Below are 18619 nucleotides of genomic sequence, written 5' to 3'. Positions count from 1 at the left end.
GAAGAAGCCTTCAGGAAAAGCGATAGTCGCGGGCGGCGCCTTCAGGCGTCACATAGCCGTCTTTCAGATCTGCCTCGATGCGGGCGGGATCGCGCTCGCTGGCGGGGCCGTAGCCGCCCGCGCCGGCCAGCCGCAGTTTCAGAATGTCGCCGCGCTTCATCTCCAGCATCTGCTTGGAGATGAGGGCGGTTTCCTCGCCGTCGCGCAGCAGGGTGGAGGAAGCCAGCGCCCCGGAGCCGCCGCCGAAGAAGCCGTGCGGCGGCTTCACATGGCGGTCGCCCAGCAGGGTGAGGGTGCCGGCGGACGCCAGCAGCTCGATATCCTTGGCAATGCCGCAGCCGCCACGCGTCGCGCCGGCGCCGCCGGTGTCGGGCCGGAAGGTGAGCTGGTGGATGATGACCGGATTATAGGTCTCGTGCACCTCCACCGGGATGTTGGCGCAGTTGATCACCGGCGCAACGCCTTCCAGGCCGTCGGCGGCCTTGCGGGCGCCGTAGCCGCCGAAGATCAGGTCGTAATAGATGAAGCGCTTGCCGGTCTCCTCGTCCACACCGGAGAGGATGGGGTTGGACCAGTGGGAGAAGGCCGCCATCACCCGGTCGGGCAGGGCCTTGGCCATCGCGCCGTTGATCAGCTCGAAGATGCGGATCTGGATCGCCGCGCGCCCGCCGGAGGGCGCGGGGAACTGCGGATTGAAGAAGCAGCCGGGCCGCGCCTTCACCTCGATGGCCCGCAGACCGCCCTCGTTCTGCGGCAGCTCGGGGTCGGTGAACACCTTCACCGCGAAGAAGCCGTGGGCGCGGGTGTAGTTGAAATAGGCATTGATGGCGGCGGCCACCTGATCGCCGGAGCGGGAGAAATCGATGACCATGCGGTCGCCGCTTACGGTCACATCCACCGCCACCGGGATCAGCCCGTCTTCGCCGGCACCGATGCCGTCGAGATAGTCGTCGAAGCTGTAGGTCCCGTCCGGGATCTCGGCGATGCGCTCGCGCATGCGCTTCTCGGACGCCGCGAGGATGGCGTCGATGGCCTCGTCCAGCGTCTCGCGGCCCACCGCCCGCACCAGATCGGCGAAGCGGGCGACGCCCACCTCATTGGCGTTGCGCTGGGCGGCGAGATCGCCTTCCACCGCCGCCGGGATGCGCACATTGCCGGTGATGATGCGCATCAGCTCGGCATCGAACACGCCTTCGCGCACCAGCTTCACCGGCAGGATGCGGATGCCTTCCTGATAGGCCTCGGTCACACCGATGACCTTCTGCGAGCCCGGCGCCGCGCCGCCCACGTCCACATGATGGGCGATGTTGACGATCCAGCCGGAGAAGAGGCCGTCCACGAAGGCCGGCGTCACCATGTAGAAGTCGGGGAAATGACCGGAGCCGAGGCCGCTGTCGTTGAGCACCACCGCATCGCCGGGCTTCAGCGTCTCGCCGGGATACATGCCGGAGACGGTGGCCACCACCGCCGGCATGGAGCCGAGATGGCCGGGGGTGAAATTGCCCTGCGAAAGCAGGTGGCCGTGACGGTCGAACACGCCGGTGGAGAAGTCGTCCGCCTCGCGCACGGCTTCCGAGAAGGCGGTGCGGCGCAGGGTTGAGCCCATTTCCTCGGCGATGGAGACGAGGGTGTTCCAGACCAGCGACTGGGTGATGGGATTGACGCTCATGCCTGCCCCCGATGGCGATGACGAGGTTGCCGCAGGCGCTGATCTCGGCGCGGTCGCCCGCGAGCAGCACGATGGTGGTCTCCGCTTCCTCGATGACACAGGGACCGGTCACTGCGACGCCGGGCGCCATGCGGTAGCGGTCGTGGATGTCGATCTCGATGCCCTGCGTGCCTGGATCGAACCAGGCGCGGCGCCTGCCGATCACGCTGTCGCCGTCGCCCTGCGTGCTCGTGGCGGAGAGGCCGGCGCCGATACCGAGCGCGGCATGGAAGGTCCAGTCCACCGCCTCGATGGCGCGCTCCGCGTCATGATAGCCGTAGGTGCGCTTGTAGGCCTCGCCGAAGGCGGCACGGAAGGAGGCGAGGAACTCGGCTTCCGGCATGTCGGGATCGGGCACGGGGAAGCTGATCTCATAGCCCTGCCCGGTATAGCGGGCGGAGGCGACGAGGCCACGCGTGCGCTCCCCGGTGCCGGAGAGGCGGTCGAGATCGCTGTCGGCGCGGGCGCGCAGTTCATCGCGCAGCAGGCGGATGGCGGTGGCGGAGCCGGGCGCGATGGGGATGAGGCGGGTGAGCGCGTAATCCACCTTCGGGTCGGCCGCCAGCAGGCCCACGGCGGAGCCGACGCCGGCACCGCGCGGCAGGATGAGCTGCGGAATATTCAGGCTGCGGGCGAGGCGCGCCGCATGCACCGGACCGGCGCCGCCGAAGCCCACGAGGGCGTACCGGCGCGGATCGCGCCCGCGCTCCACGGAGACGATGCGCAGCGCCCGGTCCATGTTGGCGGTGGCCATGAGATGGATGCCGAGCGCGGCTTCCTCGATGGAAAGGCCGAGCGGCCCGGCCACATGCACGCGGATCGCCTCGCGGGCGCCCGCCAGATCGAGCTGCATGTTGCCGCCGTTGAAGGCGCCGGGATTGAGATAGCCGAGCACCAGATTGGCGTCGGTGACGGTGGGCTTCGTGCCGCCCCGGCCATAGCAGACGGGGCCGGGCTCGGAGCCGGCGCTCTCGGGGCCGATGCGGATTCCGCCCAGATGCGGGGTCGCGATGGAACCGCCGCCGGCGCCGATCTCCAGCAGCTCGATGGCGGAGATGTTCAGCGGCAGGCCGGAGCCCTTGGTGTACTGCACCTGATCGACCTCGAAGGTCGGCAGGATGGCCGGCTCGCCATTGTCGATGGCGCCGAGCTTGGCCGTGGTGCCGCCCATGTCGAAGGTGAGGAGATCCTTGATGTTCTCCTCGATGCCCACCGCCCGGCACATGAGCACGCCCGCCGCCGGGCCGCTCTCCACGATGCGCACCGGCATGCCGGTGGCCAGCTCCGGTGAGACGAGGCCGCCGTTGGACTGCATGATGTAGAGGTCGGCGCCGATGCCTTCGGCCTTCAGCGCGGTCTCCAGGCGCTTCACATAGCGCGCAACGATGGGCTTTACATACGCATTCGCCACCACCGTGGAGGTGCGCTCATATTCGCGATAGCGCGGCGACACGTCGGACGACAGCGAGACGTCGATGGCAAGGCCAAGAGCCTGCGCGCGCTCGCCCACGAGACGCTCGTGGGCGGGGTCCTGATAGGCGTGCAGCAGGCAGACGGCCACCGCCTCGTAGCCGGCTTGCGTGATCTGCGCCAGCAGGGCGTCGATCTCGGCCGCGTTCGGCGCCTTGGGCGCGCGACCCCTCAGGAACATGCGCTCGTCCAGCTCGAAGATGTCCCGGCGCTGGATCAGCGGCTCGGGCTTGGCGAGGTGCATGTTGTAGGTGGAATAGCGCTTCTGCCGGCCGAGCAGCAGCACGTCGCGAAAGCCCTTGGTGGTGATCAGGGCGGTCTTCGAGCCCTTGCGCTCGAGGATGGCGTTGGTGGCCACCGTGGTGGCGTGCAGCAGCATGCCCACGCGCGAGGCGGGCACGCCCTCGGCTTCCAGCAGCTCCTTGATGCCCTTCACCACCGCCTTTTCGGGGGCGTGGGGCGTAGACAGGGTCTTCCAGAAGCGGGTGCGGCCGCGGGCGGGGTCCTGCAGGACGAAATCGGTGAACGTGCCTCCGATGTCGAACGAGAGGCGAACGGTGTCGGTCATTGCTTTTCCGGGCGAAAGGGGCGGGCCGGGACGGTCAGTGTCCGTTGAGGCTGGAGAGGAACTCCCTGGTGCGTGGATGCTGGGGCGCGCCGAAGACCTGCTCGGGCGGACCCTGCTCCACGATGACACCATCGGCCATGAAGATCACGCGGTCGGCGGCGTCGCGGGCGAAGCGCATCTCGTGGCTGACCACCACCATGGTCATGCCTTCCTCGCGCAACTGGCGCATCACTTGCAGCACGCCGCCCACCAGTTCCGGGTCGAGTGCGGAGGTGGGCTCGTCGAACAGCACCACCTTGGGGCCGAGGGCCAGGGTGCGGGCGATGGCCACGCGCTGCTGCTGGCCGCCCGACAAAGCGGAGGGATAGAAGTCCGCGCGCTCGGCGAGGCCCACTTGGGTGAGGAACTTCAAGGCGATGGCCTCGGCCTCGGCCTTCGACTTCTTCTGCACCTTGCGCAGCGCCAGCATCACATTCTGCTTGGCGGTCATGTGGGCGTAGAGATTGAACGACTGGAACACCATTCCGATGTCCTGCCGCAGCTTGTTGAGATTGGTGGAGGGCGCGCAGATGTCCACGCCGCCGACCCAGATCTTGCCGTCGGTGGGCTCCTCCAGCCTGTTGCAGCAGCGCAGCAGCGTGCTCTTGCCCGAACCGGAGGGGCCGATGATGAAGACCATCTCGCCTCGCATCACCTTCAGGTCCACCGCCTTGAGGATGTGGGTCTGGCCGAAGGATTTGGTCAGGCCGCCAAGCTCGAGGATGGGCGCGACATAAGGCGTGGAGGATAAGGGCAGGCTCACGTAATCAGGCCCCTCTGCGACCAAGTTTAGCCGACGTTCCATTTGATAGAACATCATGCTGTAAAATGGAACGCCCATGACGCCACTTCGTCAAGCTTAATTTTTGAGCGAGCCCACTCTCTTTCCGTTTTGGCATTTGTCTGACGGGGTCGAGTACCATCCCCCTCCGCGTTTTCGCCAGAAGCCGCGAGAATCTGCTTGACGGATGAGCAAGCAGAAGTTCTGATTAAAGAACTATCGTTCTACACAATAGAACGTTCTATGAGATGTTTCCGGCATTCCGGCCGCTGCCCCCCCCTTTTCCCTGCCTGGTTCTTCGACTGGAGGCTCCATCGATGAAGCGTTTTGCCGTGCCGTTCGCCGCATGCCTGTGCGCCGCTGTCACCTGCGCTCAAGCGCAGGAAAGCATTACGGCCGCTTCCGACGTGGGCTTCGCGCCCTATTCCATGCAGAGCATGGACGGCAGCTTCGAGGGCATCGACATCGATGTGGCCAAGGGTATGAGCAAGTATTCCGGCATCGACATCAAGGTGATCCAGCAGCCCTGGTCCACCACCTTCGCCGGTCTCGCCGCGGGCAAATTCACCGCCATGTGGTCCGCCGCCGCCATCACGCCCGAGCGGGCCGAGAGCATGGCCTTCATCGAGGGCTATGGCGAGGCGATCGACTCTTTGCTGATCCGCGCCAACGGCCCCGACATCACCAAGCCCGATGACCTGAAGGGCAAGACCATCGCCATCAACAAGGGCTCCAGCGCCGACAAGTGGCTGACCGAGCGCGAGAAGGAATTCGGCATCACGGTTGCCCGCTTCGAAACCTCGCCGGATGCGGTGCAGGCGGTGCTCTCCGGCCAGGCCGACGGCTACATGATGTACCAGACCGCCGCCGGCTATGCCTCAAAGAAGAACCCGCAGCTCAAGGTCTCCTCTTTCGTCATCCGCAAGGGCGTGCCCTATGGCTATGCGGTGCGGCCGGACAATATCGCCTTGCGCAATAAGCTCGATGCATCGCTGGAATGCATGAAGGCCTCGGGCGAGCTGGATGCCATCTTCGTCAAATGGACGGGCATGCAGCCCATGAAGGGCGGCATCACCAACACGCCTCAGCCCGGCTACGGCCAGCCCGGCACCAAGTATTACGAGGACACCCCGCACGATATGAAGTGCAGCCGCTGACCGGCTTCCGGTCCGGTGGCCGCCGGGGCGCGTGCGCGATGTCCCGGCGGGTTCGTCCGCCCCCCTGTCTTCGCCTACCGTGCTGGAACCCGATGGACGCCTTCATTGCCCAGTTCCTGAACCCCGCCATCATGCAGGCGGCCCTGCCGGACATTGCGGAGGCCTTCCTGCGCACCGTCTGGCTAAGCCTCGCCATCATCTTCACCGGCACGCTGGCCGGCCTCGCGCTGGCCGTGCTGCGGGCGGTGGGCAAGGCGCCGCTCACCTTCGCGGTGCGCGCCTATGCGGATGTCACGCGCTCGCTGCCGCCGCTGGTCATCATCATCCTGTGGTTCTTCGGGCTGCCCTATTTCGGCATCCGCATGAGCGGTTTCATGGTGTCCTGGCTGGTGCTCAGCCTCGTACTGGCGGCGTTCGCGGAAGAGATCTTCTGGTCCGGCATCAAGAGCATTCCCAAGGGCCAGCTCGAGGCCGCCCGCTCCACCGGGCTGAGCTTCGGCGCGGCCATGGCCCATATCATCCTGCCACAGGCGATCCAGCACACCCTGCCGCCCATGACCAGCCGCATCATTTCCACGGTGAAGAATACCGCGCTGGCCGCCACCGTGGCGACGCCCGACCTCCTGGGTGTGGCGCTGACCGTGCAGGGCAAGCTTGCCAACACCACCCCCCTGGTGATGGCGGCGGTGGCCTATCTGCTGATGATCTATCCGCTGGTCATCCTCACCAAACGCATCGAGCGCCGCCGGGCATGGGGTTGAGCCTTGGACCAGTTCATCCAGACCTTCTTCAATCTCGAGGTCATGCGCCTCACCCTTCCCTTCCTCCTGAAGGGGCTGTGGGTGACGGTCTATGTGTCGCTCATCGTGGTGCCGCTCGGCGTTGGCCTCGGGCTGCTGCTGGCGCTGTTCCAGACCTTCCGGCACCCGCTCGCCAGCGCGCTCATCACGCACTATGTGGACTTCTTCCGCGCCTTTCCCTCTTTGGTCCTGCTGATCCTCATCTATTACGGCCTGCCCTTCTTCCATCTGAACATCGACACGCTGGGCTCGGTGGTGCTGGCCATGACGCTGAATGTCTCGGCCTACTTCGCCGAGATCTTCCGCGCCGGCTTCGAGAGCATCCCCAGGGGCCAGTCGGAGGCCGCGCGCGCCACCGGCCTCAGCCAGTGGCAGGTGCTGATCCATGTGATGCTGCCGCAGGCGACGCGGAACATGATGCCGGACATCGTCACCAACATCGTCGAGACGGTGAAGACCACCTCGCTCGCCAGCACCGTGGCCCTGCCCGAACTGCTGCGCGTCGCCCGCCTGGCGCAGGGCAACACCTACAGCCCGACACCGCTGGTGGTCGCCGCGCTGCTCTATTTCATCATGCTGTTCCCCTTGTTCAGGTGCTCAACCGCATCGAGGACAGGCGGCGCGCGGCCTGAGACACGCGAGGAGCCCCATGAACAGCCATTCGCCCGCGCCCGTCGCCGTGGACAGCCCCACCGCCGCGCTCGCCGCCTGGGCCTCGGGCCTGCGCTACGAGGACATTCCGGCCGATGTGGTCGCCCGCGTGCAGATCACGCTGCTGGATACGCTCGGCGTCGCCATCGCAGCCCTGGAGGCGCCAGATGCGGCCCCACTGGTGGAGACGGCGCTGGAATTTGCGGGCGAGGGGCCGTGCCTCGTGCCCGGCGCCGGGCGCACCGCCGCGCCGGCGCCCGCAGCGCTCGTCTGGGGCACGCTCACCGATATCTTCGAATTGCAGGACGGTTGGCGCTTCGGCGGCATCCATGCCTCGCTGGTGTTCGGCGCGGCCCTGCCCCTGGCGCAGGCGCTGGGCAAGAGCGGGCGCGACCTCATCACCGCCGTGGTGGCGGGCTATGAGGCGGCCCATCGCGTGGCGTGGTCGGTGCATCCCGAGCACATGGGACGCGGTCACATGCCCAACGGCACCGCCGGCACCGTGGGGGCGGCAGCGGCCGCTGCCCATCTGCTCGGCCTTGATGCACAGACCTTTGCGGGCGCGCTCGGCACCGCCGGTTTCCTTCTGCCCTATGCCACGGCGGAGACGCTGTGGGCCGGCCATTCCGCCAAGCCTCTGCACACCGGCTGGGCGGCCAAGACCGGCATCGAGGCGGCGCTGATGGCCCGCAAGGGGTTTTGGGGTTGCCCTCTGGAAGGGACGCCCGGCACCGGGCGCGGCTTCCTTCAGCTTGCCGCCGATACGGCGATGCCCGAGCGGCTGACGGAGGGGCTCGGCACGCTCTACACCCTGCGCGACACCTACTTCAAGTTCTACCCCATCTGCCGGCAGGCGCAGTCCGCCGCCGAGGCGGCCATCACGCTGGCGCGGGCCGAGGCCATCGCGCCGGATCAGATCGCGGGCGTCACCGTCTCCACCTGGGATCTCTCGGCCAAGATGCTCACCCGCTATATCGGCGTCGAGAGCGGGCGCATCGCGGCCCAGTTCAGCCTGCCCTATATCATTGCCGCCAGCCTCACCGATCGGGAGATGGGCGTCGCCCAGCTCTCGCCCGAGCGGCTGGCAGACCCGGCGCTGCATGGGCTTGCGGCCAAGGTGGTGGTGGTGGCCGATCCGGAGAAGACGGCGGCCTATCCGGACCACACGCTGGCCGAGGTGACGGTGACGCTGACCGACCGCAGCACCCGCACCCATACGGTGGATGCGCCGCGCGGCGATCCGCGTGTGCCGGTCACCGATGCCATGCTGATCGAGAAGTTCTTCGTCCTCGCGCAGGGGCCGATGGATTCGGCCGGCGCGCAGGCCCTGGTCGCCGCGGTGCAGGAGCTGAGGGAGGCCCCGTCGTTGGATGCACTGATGGCGCCCGTGGCCGCGCTGCACGTAAAGTAAGTCCGGCCGTCTTTCGGTCCATCGTGTAGAACGCTATGCTGCGCTACGGAAGCGGGTGGGCGCCTTTCGTTCACCCCACGAATCCCGCGGGAGGCCAGATGTCGGAACTGAAGACGAAGTCTGTGGATGCGGTTGTCCGGGCGCTCCAGATTCTGAAGAGTTTTGACACCAACGCCAAGGACATGTCGCTGGCGGACATCTGCCGGCGGACCGGCATCGTAAAGAGCACGACATTGCGCATGCTGCTGTCGCTGGCGGAGGAAGGCATGGTCACCATCACGCCCGACCGCCGCTATGCGCTCGGGCCGGAGCTGTACCGGCTCGGCAAGCGCTATGCCGACAATGTGGAATTCGAGGACCATATCCGGCCGGTGATGAAGGAGCTGGTGACGAGCACGCAGGAATGCGTCTCCTTCTTCCAGCGGGTGGGCAATAAGCGCATGTGCCTGTTCCGCGAGGACAGCGACCAGCTGCTGCGCGAGCATGTGGCGGAAGGCGATACGGTGTCGCTAGACAAGGGCGCGGCGGGCCGCGTTCTGACTCATTTCACCAAGCACGACGCCATGGTGCCAGGGCCGGCCAAGACGCTGGAGAGTCTGCCCTTCGTCTCCATCGGCGAGCGTGATGCGGAGATCGGCGGCATCGCGGCCCCGGTCTTCTCCAATGTGGCCGGACTGGTCGGCGCCATGACCATTTCCGCCCCGCTGACGCGGCTGACAGAAAGTCGGATCGCGGCCCTCCAGCCCCTGGTCTACGAGGCCGCGGCGCGGGTCTCCAAGGTGCTGGGCGCGCGCTTCTACGGATGAGGCGCCCCTTGGTCCGCACGGGGGCCCGCGGGGCTGGTGAGCGGCTGGATATGGCGCGCCAGACGGCATTGGGCGGGATCATTTGCCGCCCCGTTGGGCATTTGAGGGCGAGACACGATTTTTATGCTGCTTGATGCAGATCAAGTCTTGACCCCGTTCAGACATGTGTTCCAATTAACGAAAGACCGTTCTACTGAACGAAACGGTTATCAGACCTTCCAGAGACAGGAGACCTGAATTGAAGCTGCTGCACACGGTTCTGCTCTCGGCCGCCATGCTGGCGTCCGTGTCGGCCGCGAAGGCCCAGCAGGCGATCGTCGCCGCCGCCGACGTGGGCTATCCGCCCTTCGCCGTGTCCGGCGACGACGGCAAGTTCAAGGGCATCGACATCGACATCGCCGCCGCGCTGTCGAAGGAGATGGGCGTAGAGATCAAGGTGATCGACCAGCCCTGGGCCGCGACCATTCCAGGCCTGATCGCCAAGAAGTTCAACATGATCCTCGCCCCGGCGACGATCACCGCCGAGCGCGCCCAGAACATCCTGTTTGCCGAAGGCTATGGCGACGCCACCTACGGCTTCCTGCTGAATGCCAAGGGCGGTGACGTGAAGTCTCTGGATGACCTGAAGGGCAAGGTGGTCGCCACCAACAAGGGCAACCTGTTTGATCGCTGGATCAGTGCAGAGGCACCCAAGTACAACATCACCGTGCAGCGCTTCGACAAGCATTCGGATGCCGCTGCCGCCGTGGCCTCGGGCCAGGCGGACGCCGCCGTGATGTATTCCGCTTCCGCCGGCTGGCTCGCCAAGGAAAACCCGGTATTCAAGCCCTCGACCTTCTATGTCGATCGCAAGGAGTATTTCGGCTACGCCTTCCATCTGGACGATGCCGCCACACGCAACAAAGTGGATGCGGCGCTGGAATGCCTGAAGGCGAAGGGCGTGGTCAGCCAAATCTTCGAGAACTGGACCGGCGTGAAGCCGATCAAGGGCGGCATGACCGAGACCGTTGTGCCCGGTTACGGCCCCGAGGGCATGCCCAATTACGACGCGACGCCGCACGCGGCGAACTGCAAGGCCTGAGCGAACCGCACCCCGCCGGCCATGCAGCCGGCGGGGCCTCGCTTGATGCCGCGCCCGACTTTCCGGACCTGATTGATGAACCAACTCGCACACTCCTTCTTCAACATCGATGTGGCGCTGCGCTACCTGCCGGACCTGCTGAAGGGGTTGCTCGTCACCATCGAGCTGTCGATCATGGTGGTGTTGACCGGCGTCGTGCTTGGCGTGCTGCTGGCCATGCTGCGCAGCGCCGGCTGGCGCGGCGTGAACGCACTGATCATCCTGTTCGCCGATATCCTGCGCTCCCTGCCGCCGCTGATGATAATCGTGGTGGGCTTTTTCGGCATGCCCTATCTCGGGCTGCGGCTTAGCGGCATGTTCGTGTCCTGGTTTGCGCTCAGCCTGGTGCTCGCGGCCTTCACCGAGGAACTGGTGTGGGCCGGCCTCTCCTCGCTGCCGAAAGGGCAGGACGAGGCCGCCCGTTCCACCGGGATGTCGCACAGCCAGGTGCTCATCCATGTGCTGGTCCCGCAGGCGCTACGCCGGGTGATGGCGCCGCTCACCAGCCGCATCATCGCGACCGTGAAGAACACCTCTCTCGCCTCCGTGGTGGCGGTGCCGGATCTGCTGGCGGAGGCGAGCGCCGCGCTCGGCTATGCCTCCAATGCCACGCCGCTCATCGTCGCGGCCATCGGCTATCTGCTCTTCCTTGTTCCCCTCGTCACCTTCAGCCGTCGCCTTGAGCGACGCTTCCGCTGGGCCTGACCGGAGGCCCGCCCGTGGACACCTTCATCAATCAGTTCCTCAACCTGGCCATCGCCGAGCGTGTGCTGCCGAACCTGCTGACGGGTCTGAAGATGACCGTGCTCCTGGCGGTCATCACCGTGCCGCTCGGTCTCGTTGTCGGCCTCGCCATCGCCGCGCTGCAGGAAGTGCGCAGCCGGCTGCTGGATGCCGCACTCATCGTCTATATCGACTTCCTGCGCGCCTTCCCGCCGCTGGTGCTGCTGGTCTTCATCTATTACGGCATGCCCTTCCTCGGGCTGGAGCTCTCCTCCATCCAGGCGGTGTGCGCCGCGCTCATCCTCAATACCTCGGCCTATTATGCCGAAGTGTTCCGCGCCGGCATCGAGAGCGTGCCGAAGGGGCAGGTGGAGGCGGCCCGCTCCACCGGGCTCGGCATGGTCGCGACGCTGCGTTTTGTGGTGCTGCCGCAGGCCATCCGCAACGTGCTGCCGGACCTGATGTCCAACATCCTGGAGGCGATCAAGCTCACTTCGCTGGCCTCGGTGGTGACGCTCCCCGAGCTGCTTCGCACTGCCCGCCTCGCTCAGGGTAACTTGTTCAACACCACGCCACTCATCGTGGCGGCGCTCCTTTATCTCATGATGCTCTGGCCGCTGGTCCGCTGCATCACCGTTCTGGAGCGCCGCGCTATCGCAAGGTGAGGGCAGCGGGGTGCTCTCCGCGGGATCACAGGCGGTCGAGGCCTTCACCCATCGGGATCGGCAGGCGGAAAGCTGGAGCCATCCGGAATTTCTACGTATCCGAGGCGAACTGCTGCTGAACCACCCCTTCCACGAGACCGAAGCGGGGGAAGCGTCCATGCGCGCAGCTTTACTGATGGCGAGACGCCATAACGCCAGTACTTGGGGGCGCCGCATAGCTGAGCGACTTACTGCTCGCCATAACCGGCGAGGCGATTAAGAAGGCGGATGAGCTTCTGCACGACCACACAATGATTTGCCCAAGCCTGACAGCTGGACGTACGCGCTCAATCGCCGGACGGCGCCAGGAGCAGAAATTGCGCTGGCGCCGACAAGCAGACATCGCAGCCCTTCTGCGGGGCGGACTTTCAGCGTGGGAACTCCCGCTGGCGTTGCACGAACCATTTTCCCAGACGTCGTCTTGTTCACGAAAGTGGCCGCGAAGCTCGCTGGTTCAAGCCGGGCCGCCATCAATGAACACATTACTTCGCTGGCATTGCCTCGGGGAACTTCCAGGCTCCGTCCAGCACCTTCTCGCGAGGCCGGTAAAGGCGGACCATGTAGTTCCAGCCCTGAACGATCGGCAGGCAATTGGTGGAATTCCTGATGCACCCGCCAAATTGGACTTGAATGGAGCCGTCCTTGTCCTTCTTTGCCGTGATGTTGTTTAACGAGTACGCGTTGATGTCGTTTGGCTCAAAATAACCGTCTGCATTGTAGACGCTGATCGACCAAAAACCGTCAACCGGAACGTCCTTCACCTTGAGTTTGTAGACCGTCGTCCCGTCGTTCTCGGGCGGGGTCACATTGAGATAGAGCGCTTCGCTGGGAGGATTGGCTCCCCAGCCCATGGCCGCGCCGATCAGGAAGCGAACCGGATCGACATCATTTTTGCTGCCGAACATGCGCTTCGTGTCGGACAGCAAGGTCGCGAGCGTCAGCAATGCGTCGCGCACCTTTTTCTGGCTGACGTGGTCCCAGTCCGGGATCTCGAAGCTGCCGGTGGCCGGTTGGCTTGCCGTGACCGTGTCCTGCAGAGCATGCACCTTTTTCACGTCTTCAGGATCGGACGGGTCCACCAGCGTGCGGATGGCGACCGCGGCATAACGGGTGCCGATGTCCTTCTTGGTGAGCGTATACTGGCCCGGCTTGTAATGGACGCCGTGGGTATACTGGTCTTCGTCGAACACCTGCATGGACATGAACCGGCTGCCGGCATCCGGCAGCGTGATGGTGACGGGACCAGCATCGAGATCGAACACCGCCGAGGAGTAGAGCGTATCCCGGTTGAGACGAATGACGGTCTGCTTGTCGATCGGCGCCGGCTCCCGCGTATGGTCGAACTTGCCGAAACCGCCATTCTTGACGATCCCAGCGAAGTAGAGGTCCGATTCGGCCCGCACAAAATTGTCGGTGGAAACCGGGATCGCAGCCGCCGGATCGGCGCGCACAGGCAGTGTGCCGGCAAGGCTCATGACCAAGGCGGCGACGGTCTGTTTCAAGTTCATCATAGGGCCTCGTTCAGTTCTGCGCCGCGCGCTCGAGTAGCGGGGCCTTCCATTTCCCGTCGAGCGCGGCGGGCTGCGGCCAGTATAGCCTCATGGTTGCCCAGAAGGGACCGGCCGGCGCCGGCAGCCAATTGGATTCCACGTCCTTGCCGGGAGACTCGTGCTGGAGGTAGAGCGTGATGCCGTCATCGGCATCACGCTTCAGGCCCGGCAGCATCGCCGAATTGATCAGGTATCGCTTGAGCGGATTGGCAACGAGCAGGCTGGCGGGCAATTCATACATGGTGAGTGACCAGAAGGCGTTGACCGGCGGCAACGCACCGGGCCCGAAGCGCAACGTGTACCGATGCTTTGTCCCATCGAGCGACCGCCCCTCGGAATCGACGAAGTAGGCGGGGTAGATCGCCTCTTCCTTCGAGTTGCCGTAGATGCCGAACGCGGCCGACGCCATGCGGCCGAGATAATCGCCATTCAGGAATTCCCGGTTGCCGAATCCGTCGGCGGAGGTTCGCTTGCCCGTGTCGATCAACTGTGCCTTGAAATCGGCGAGGGCTTTCCAGGCATCCGCCATGCCCTCCGAAACGGCCTGGCGGACTTCGGCGGACGTCTGATCCGCATCAAATGGCTTGCCGGGCACGATGCCGATCGTCGCAAGGCGGGCCCTCAGCTCCACTTCGCTGGGATGGGGCGGAGCAAACTGCAGGATGAAGTTCAGCTCGTCGAAAAAGCGCAGCGATGTACGCTCTTCTTCCGCCGTCAGCGGCTTGAAAAAATCGACCTTCGGCGCCGGCGCAGGAGCGGGCTGGGCGAGAAATGTCGATAGCGGCTGAACCTTGTACTCTGCCTGGGTCTTCCTGACGTTCTCGATGTCGCCTGGACCTTTGAGCTGGGTGCGGTACAGGACGAAGGCAAAGTCCGTTTCCGAGCGGATGACCTCCTTGATGCCGGCCGGCTTCTCGCCTTTCCAACCTCGGCCCGCGAGCAGAAAATTCCCTGCCGCATTGCCGGTCGCGCGACTGCCGACATAGGCAAAGTTGTAAGTATAAAGATCGATGAACTGCAACGAATAGTAACGATCCTTTTCGACATCCGGCACCGACAGGACGAGCGGCTCCACCCTCAGGTCTGCGCCCAGAAATGAATAGGGGGTATCCGAATTGGGTGTCTGGATCGCCTTATCGTCGGGCGTGAAGACCCGCGCGACGTTGTAAAGTGTATTCCATGGCGCCTTGAATTCCGGATTTTTAGCGTCGACAAAGTAGGAGTGCAGAACGCGATAATTATCGACCAGTGGAAAGCCGTAGATAACCGCCTCCTTGGCGATGGTGCGTACGTCGTTCGTCGCAGGGGCCTGCGCGTTTGTCGTCACCGGCTGAGCCATGAGTAACGCCACTATGGCGAAGCGCGCTGCCTCGACGGGAAACCTTCGTGTCATTTGCGTCCCTCGCTGCCAGTATCGTGTTCTGGACCAAGATGGAATTGGCGCTGTGACCGCGGGCCTCGCCACCTCCGAAAGGAACCGTCAGCTGGCGGCAAGAACCAACAAGTCGTGGAGACGATCATCGTGCAACGGCGCGATGGTTTCCAGTGCTGCGAGTTGGCGCATAGGACAACCCGCTCGTCGCTCCGTTCAGCGGGACATATGCGGATGAGCAGGCGGTGGCCGTCTCATTTGAGAGCGGATCAGGGATCGCTATCTCGCGGCCAAGACACGACTCCTGATCGACTTCCTGCTTCGGCAGCCCGCTAAGCTGGGATGCATTCTGATGGGATGTGAACGTCGTCCGCCGTTGGCGTGGGCTGGCCGAAGGACAAGAAGCCGGCGGACGCCCGCAACCGGCCGCCGGAAGCAACAAGCGCCCGGGCCGTGCAAGGTCCGGGCGCTCGCGCATCCCCCCGTCGCGGGACAATGGACGGGCGGAATGGTGTGGGATTGCGATGTCTCAGCCGGGGAACACCACCACCTTCGTGCCGTTCGGCACGCGGCGGTAAAGGTCGATCACATCCTGGTTCATCATGCGGATGCAGCCGGAGGAGACCGCCTCGCCGATGGTCCAGGGCTCGTTGGTGCCGTGGATGCGGTAGAGCGTATCCTTGCCGTCCTTGAACAAATAGAGGGCGCGGGCGCCGAGGGGATTGGTCTCGCCCCCGGCCATTCCACCGGCCCAGGGCCGGTACTTGGCGGGCTCGCGCGCGATCATGGCGTCGGTGGGCCGCCAGCTCGGCCATTCGCGCTTCGTGCCCACGTTCGCCGTGCCGGAGAATTCGAGCCCCGCGCGGCCGACGCCCACGCCATAGCGCAGCGCCTTGCCGTTCTCCTGCACGAGATAGAGGAAGCGGTTCCGGGGATCGACCACCAGCGTGCCCGGCTCCTGTCCGGTAGGGTTGTTCACCAATTGGCGGACATTGCGTGGCTTGATGTCGTCGGGATCGGCGGCGGGAATGCGGAAGCCATTGTCCTCCAGCGCGCCATAGCGCGCGGCATCGGTCAGCGCGATGCGCGGCGCCTTCACCAGCATCTCCTCCTGCGTAGTCACGCAGGCTCCGAGGGCCAGCGGCAGGATTAGGGTGGTGAACAGGCTGCGACGGGAGAGCATGTTGGCGGCAGAGAGAAGATCCACGTGCGGCATCATTCCCCCGCGGTCTGGCGGCGGCGGGCTTCGGCCACGGCGCGCTTGAAGCTGGCATAGTCGAGGGTCGAGGCGAGCAGGGGGCCGACCAGATAGGTGGGCGTGCCGCTGAGGCCGAGGGACTCCGCCTGCGCCGCGTTGCGCTTCAGGAGCGCGCTGATGTCCGCGATGTGGGCTTTGAGATCCGCCATCAGCCGGTCGAGGTTGACGCCCGAGCCGGCCACCGCCTTCAGCATGGTCGGCTCGTCGATGCGGCGGCCGGGGATGGCCATCAGGGCGTTATGAACCGTCTCGTAGCGCCCCTGGTAGGTCGCCGCGAGCGCCATCTGCGCGCCGTAGACCGAAGCCTCGGTCAGCACCGGCCAGTCCTTGTAGACGAGCCGGATATGCCCGTCCTCCTTCACCACGCGGGCGAGGTCCGGCGCCGATTTCTTGCAGAAGGGGCAGTTGTAGTCGAGGAAAGCGACGATGGTGACGTCGCCGTCCGCATTGCCGAACGTGGGCGCGGCCGGGTCGCGGAGGATGGCGTTGACGTCGACGCCTTCCGCCCGTGCCCCGCGCGTGCCCGCCAGCGCGGCCGGCACGAGCGCCGTGAGCGCGACGATGCGGATGAAGTCCCTGCGTCGCATGGGTCGTCCTTCGGTCATGGGGTCAGAGGCCCGCTTGAATGGCGAGGTGGTCGATGTCGGCGAGGGTCAGCGCGCCCACGCGGCGCGATCCCGGCACCTCGCGCCCGGTGGGATCGAGGAGGAAGAGGGTGGGCGGGCCGATGACCGCGTAGCGGCCCATGAGGGCCTGCGCGCCGTCGCCATACCGGGTCACGTCCACGGCGATCCGATCCAGCCCGGACAGGCGCGCGGCTGCGGCTGGGGCCGCCATGGCCGTCTCGTTGGACTTGCAGACCGTGCACCAGTCGGCGGTGAAGGAGACGAGGGTGGGGCGGCCGTCCTGACGGGCGGCGAGCGCCTGCGTCAGCGCCGCGGGAGATGACACCCGCACCTCCCGCGATTCCGCGGTGGCTGAGCGGGCCGGCGCGGCGAGGAAGCCGAGGGGGCGCAGCGGGTCGTTCGCGCCGCCGGCGGCGCCGACCAGCAGCAGGAGCCCGCTCGCCACGGCGGCGATGCCTGTCGTCTTGCCGATCCGGCGGCCGGCATCGGCGTCGGAGGCCAGCGCATCGAAGCCGCCTGCGAACACGCCGAGGCCGATGGCGAGAAGGCCGTAGAGGGCAAGGCCGGCGGCGTCGGGCAGCACGCGCGCCGCGAGCCATGCGGCGATGGCGAGGAAGAGCACGCCGCAGCCCTGCTTGGTGGCGACAAGCCAGCGTCCCGAGCGGGGCAGGATCTGTGCGCCGAATGCCCCCACCGCCACCAGCGGCGTCGCCATGCCGAGGCCCAGCATGAACAGGGCGGAGGCGCCGCGCGCGGCATCGCCCGTCTGCGCCGCATAGAGCATGGCGGCGGCGAGCGGCGGCGTCACGCACGGCCCCACCACCAGCGCCGAAGCGAAGCCGAGCCCCGCCGCCCCCGAGATGGAGCCGCGCCCGCCCGACGGCAGCCGCGCCATCAGCGCGGAGGGCACGGCGAGATCGATGAGACCGAACATGGCGCCGGCCAGCACGACGAACACGGCGGCCATCAGGCCGATGGCCCATGGCGTCTGCAGAGCCGCCTGAAGATTCGCGCCGGTCCAGGCGACGGTCATGCCGAGCACGCCATAGGCCGCAGCCATGGCAAGGCCATAGGCGCCGGACAAGGCGAGGCCGCGGGCCGGTGTCGGCTTCGCGCCGCCACCGGCGAGGATGCCCGAGAGGATCGGCAGCATGGGGAAGACGCAGGGCGTGAAGGCGAGCAGCAGGCCGAGGCCGAAGAAGGCCCCGAGCAGGGGCAGCAGGCCTCTTTGGAAGAGCGCATCCATGGCGGCCGGCTGCGCGGGCTGGGCTGGAGCCTCTGGCGTCGCGGCGGGCTCGGGTGGGGAGGCGGCGGTCCCCTGCGGTGCCGCTCCCCGCGCCTCGCCCACCGGCGCGCCGGGGTTCGAGGCTTCGGACGGCGGTCGGGCAGCGCTGACGGCAAGGGTTGAAAGATCCACCCGCCGTGTCACGGCGGGGTAGCAGACGCCTTGCTCGGCGCAGCCCTGGAAAGTGACGTCCAGTGCCCCCGTGGTCGGCAGGCCGGTGGCCTCGGCCGTCACCGAGCGGTGATAGATTTCCACCGGCCCGAAATTCGGATCGTCCTTCTGCTCGCCCGGCGGCAAGGCGAGGGGGACGGATGCGCCCCCCATCCCGGCCTTCAGGCTCTCGCGATAGAGATAGGTGCCCGGCGCGATGCGCCAGCTCAGGGACAGGCCGCCGTCCGTCCCTCGTGTTGCCGAGACGGTGAAGGCCTCGTCCGCCTTCAGGATGCGGCCCTGCGCCAGCGCGGGGGTAGCACCGATGGCCGACAGCACGGCCAACACCAGAACGGCGCGCGTGCGGCGGAGGGGCAGCAGGAGAAAGCGTGGCGTGTTCGCGACCATGAACGCTCCCTCGGATGCCCACCTTAAGCGGG

Annotated in this window: 14 protein-coding genes and 2 pseudogenes; 8 read left to right on the top strand and 8 right to left on the bottom strand. The window is 66.1% G+C overall.

Translation table 11 applies throughout. The annotated features are described in order from the left end of the window. Positions 1-10: 10 nt before the first annotated feature. From EZH22_RS31875 to EZH22_RS15975, 3 genes and pseudogenes are all read right to left on the bottom strand, one after another. On the bottom strand, positions 11-1606 hold the full coding sequence (locus tag EZH22_RS31875) for a hydantoinase B/oxoprolinase family protein (protein WP_231710998.1): 1596 nt from the start codon (positions 1604-1606) through the stop codon (positions 11-13). Positions 1607-2312: 706 nt separating this feature from the next. Next, positions 2313-3746: pseudogene (locus EZH22_RS31870) on the bottom strand (hydantoinase/oxoprolinase family protein); the annotation flags it as partial. Between the two features lie 34 nt (positions 3747-3780). Beyond that, positions 3781-4509, bottom strand: a complete 729-nt coding sequence (locus tag EZH22_RS15975) for an amino acid ABC transporter ATP-binding protein (protein WP_203196577.1) — start codon at positions 4507-4509, stop codon at positions 3781-3783. A 374-nt stretch (positions 4510-4883) separates the two neighbouring features. On the opposite strand from EZH22_RS15975, the gene EZH22_RS15970 reads away from it, so the two are divergent. The 8 genes and pseudogenes from EZH22_RS15970 to EZH22_RS15935 all read left to right on the top strand — a co-directional run bounded on the left by EZH22_RS15970 (position 4884) and on the right by EZH22_RS15935 (position 11899). Continuing rightward, the gene (locus EZH22_RS15970; protein ID WP_203191542.1) at positions 4884-5723 is read left to right on the top strand and encodes a substrate-binding periplasmic protein; all 840 of its coding nucleotides are present in this window, start codon (positions 4884-4886) and stop codon (positions 5721-5723) included. Between the two features lie 92 nt (positions 5724-5815). Further along, on the top strand, positions 5816-6484 hold the full coding sequence (locus tag EZH22_RS15965) for an amino acid ABC transporter permease (RefSeq protein WP_203191541.1): 669 nt from the start codon (positions 5816-5818) through the stop codon (positions 6482-6484). A 42-nt stretch (positions 6485-6526) separates the two neighbouring features. Then, a pseudogene (locus EZH22_RS15960) lies at positions 6527-7051 on the top strand (amino acid ABC transporter permease); the annotation flags it as partial. Between the two features lie 121 nt (positions 7052-7172). Continuing rightward, positions 7173-8585, top strand: a complete 1413-nt coding sequence (locus EZH22_RS15955) for an MmgE/PrpD family protein (RefSeq protein WP_203191540.1) — start codon at positions 7173-7175, stop codon at positions 8583-8585. Between the two features lie 98 nt (positions 8586-8683). Continuing rightward, on the top strand, positions 8684-9391 hold the full coding sequence (locus tag EZH22_RS15950; protein WP_203191539.1) for an IclR family transcriptional regulator: 708 nt from the start codon (positions 8684-8686) through the stop codon (positions 9389-9391). Positions 9392-9629: 238 nt separating this feature from the next. Continuing rightward, entirely contained in the window at positions 9630-10472 is an 843-nt protein-coding gene (locus tag EZH22_RS15945; RefSeq protein ID WP_203191538.1) for a substrate-binding periplasmic protein, read from the top strand. Between the two features lie 75 nt (positions 10473-10547). After that, complete coding sequence (locus EZH22_RS15940; RefSeq protein ID WP_203191537.1) at positions 10548-11216, top strand: amino acid ABC transporter permease; 669 nt, start codon at positions 10548-10550, stop codon at positions 11214-11216. A gap of 14 nt (positions 11217-11230) precedes the next feature. Beyond that, entirely contained in the window at positions 11231-11899 is a 669-nt protein-coding gene (locus EZH22_RS15935; RefSeq protein WP_231710997.1) for an amino acid ABC transporter permease, read from the top strand. Positions 11900-12420: 521 nt separating this feature from the next. Here EZH22_RS15935 and EZH22_RS15930 read toward each other — a convergent pair. The 5 genes from EZH22_RS15930 to dsbD all read right to left on the bottom strand — a co-directional run bounded on the left by EZH22_RS15930 (position 12421) and on the right by dsbD (position 18587). Next, positions 12421-13446, bottom strand: coding sequence for a DUF1254 domain-containing protein (locus EZH22_RS15930; RefSeq protein WP_408647735.1), 1026 nt, complete (start codon positions 13444-13446; stop codon positions 12421-12423). A gap of 13 nt (positions 13447-13459) precedes the next feature. After that, entirely contained in the window at positions 13460-14827 is a 1368-nt protein-coding gene (locus EZH22_RS15925; RefSeq protein ID WP_231710996.1) for a DUF1254 domain-containing protein, read from the bottom strand. A gap of 562 nt (positions 14828-15389) precedes the next feature. Next, positions 15390-16076: a L,D-transpeptidase gene (locus EZH22_RS15920; RefSeq protein WP_456300861.1), complete on the bottom strand. Its 687-nt coding sequence runs from the start codon at positions 16074-16076 to the stop codon at positions 15390-15392. Continuing rightward, positions 16076-16705 (bottom strand): DsbA family protein, encoded by a 630-nt coding sequence (locus EZH22_RS15915; protein ID WP_203191534.1) that lies wholly within the window; start codon positions 16703-16705, stop codon positions 16076-16078. Before EZH22_RS15915 ends, EZH22_RS15920 begins: the two co-directional genes overlap by 1 nt. Before the next feature lie 22 nt (positions 16706-16727). After that, the gene (gene dsbD / locus EZH22_RS15910) at positions 16728-18587 is read right to left on the bottom strand and encodes a protein-disulfide reductase DsbD (protein WP_203191533.1); all 1860 of its coding nucleotides are present in this window, start codon (positions 18585-18587) and stop codon (positions 16728-16730) included. Positions 18588-18619: the final 32 nt, after the last annotated feature.

Origin of the sequence: Xanthobacter dioxanivorans, from assembly GCF_016807805.1 — a bacterium.
Classification (GTDB): domain Bacteria; phylum Pseudomonadota; class Alphaproteobacteria; order Rhizobiales; family Xanthobacteraceae; genus Xanthobacter; species Xanthobacter dioxanivorans.
This window is presented reverse-complemented; position numbering and strand designations above follow the sequence as displayed.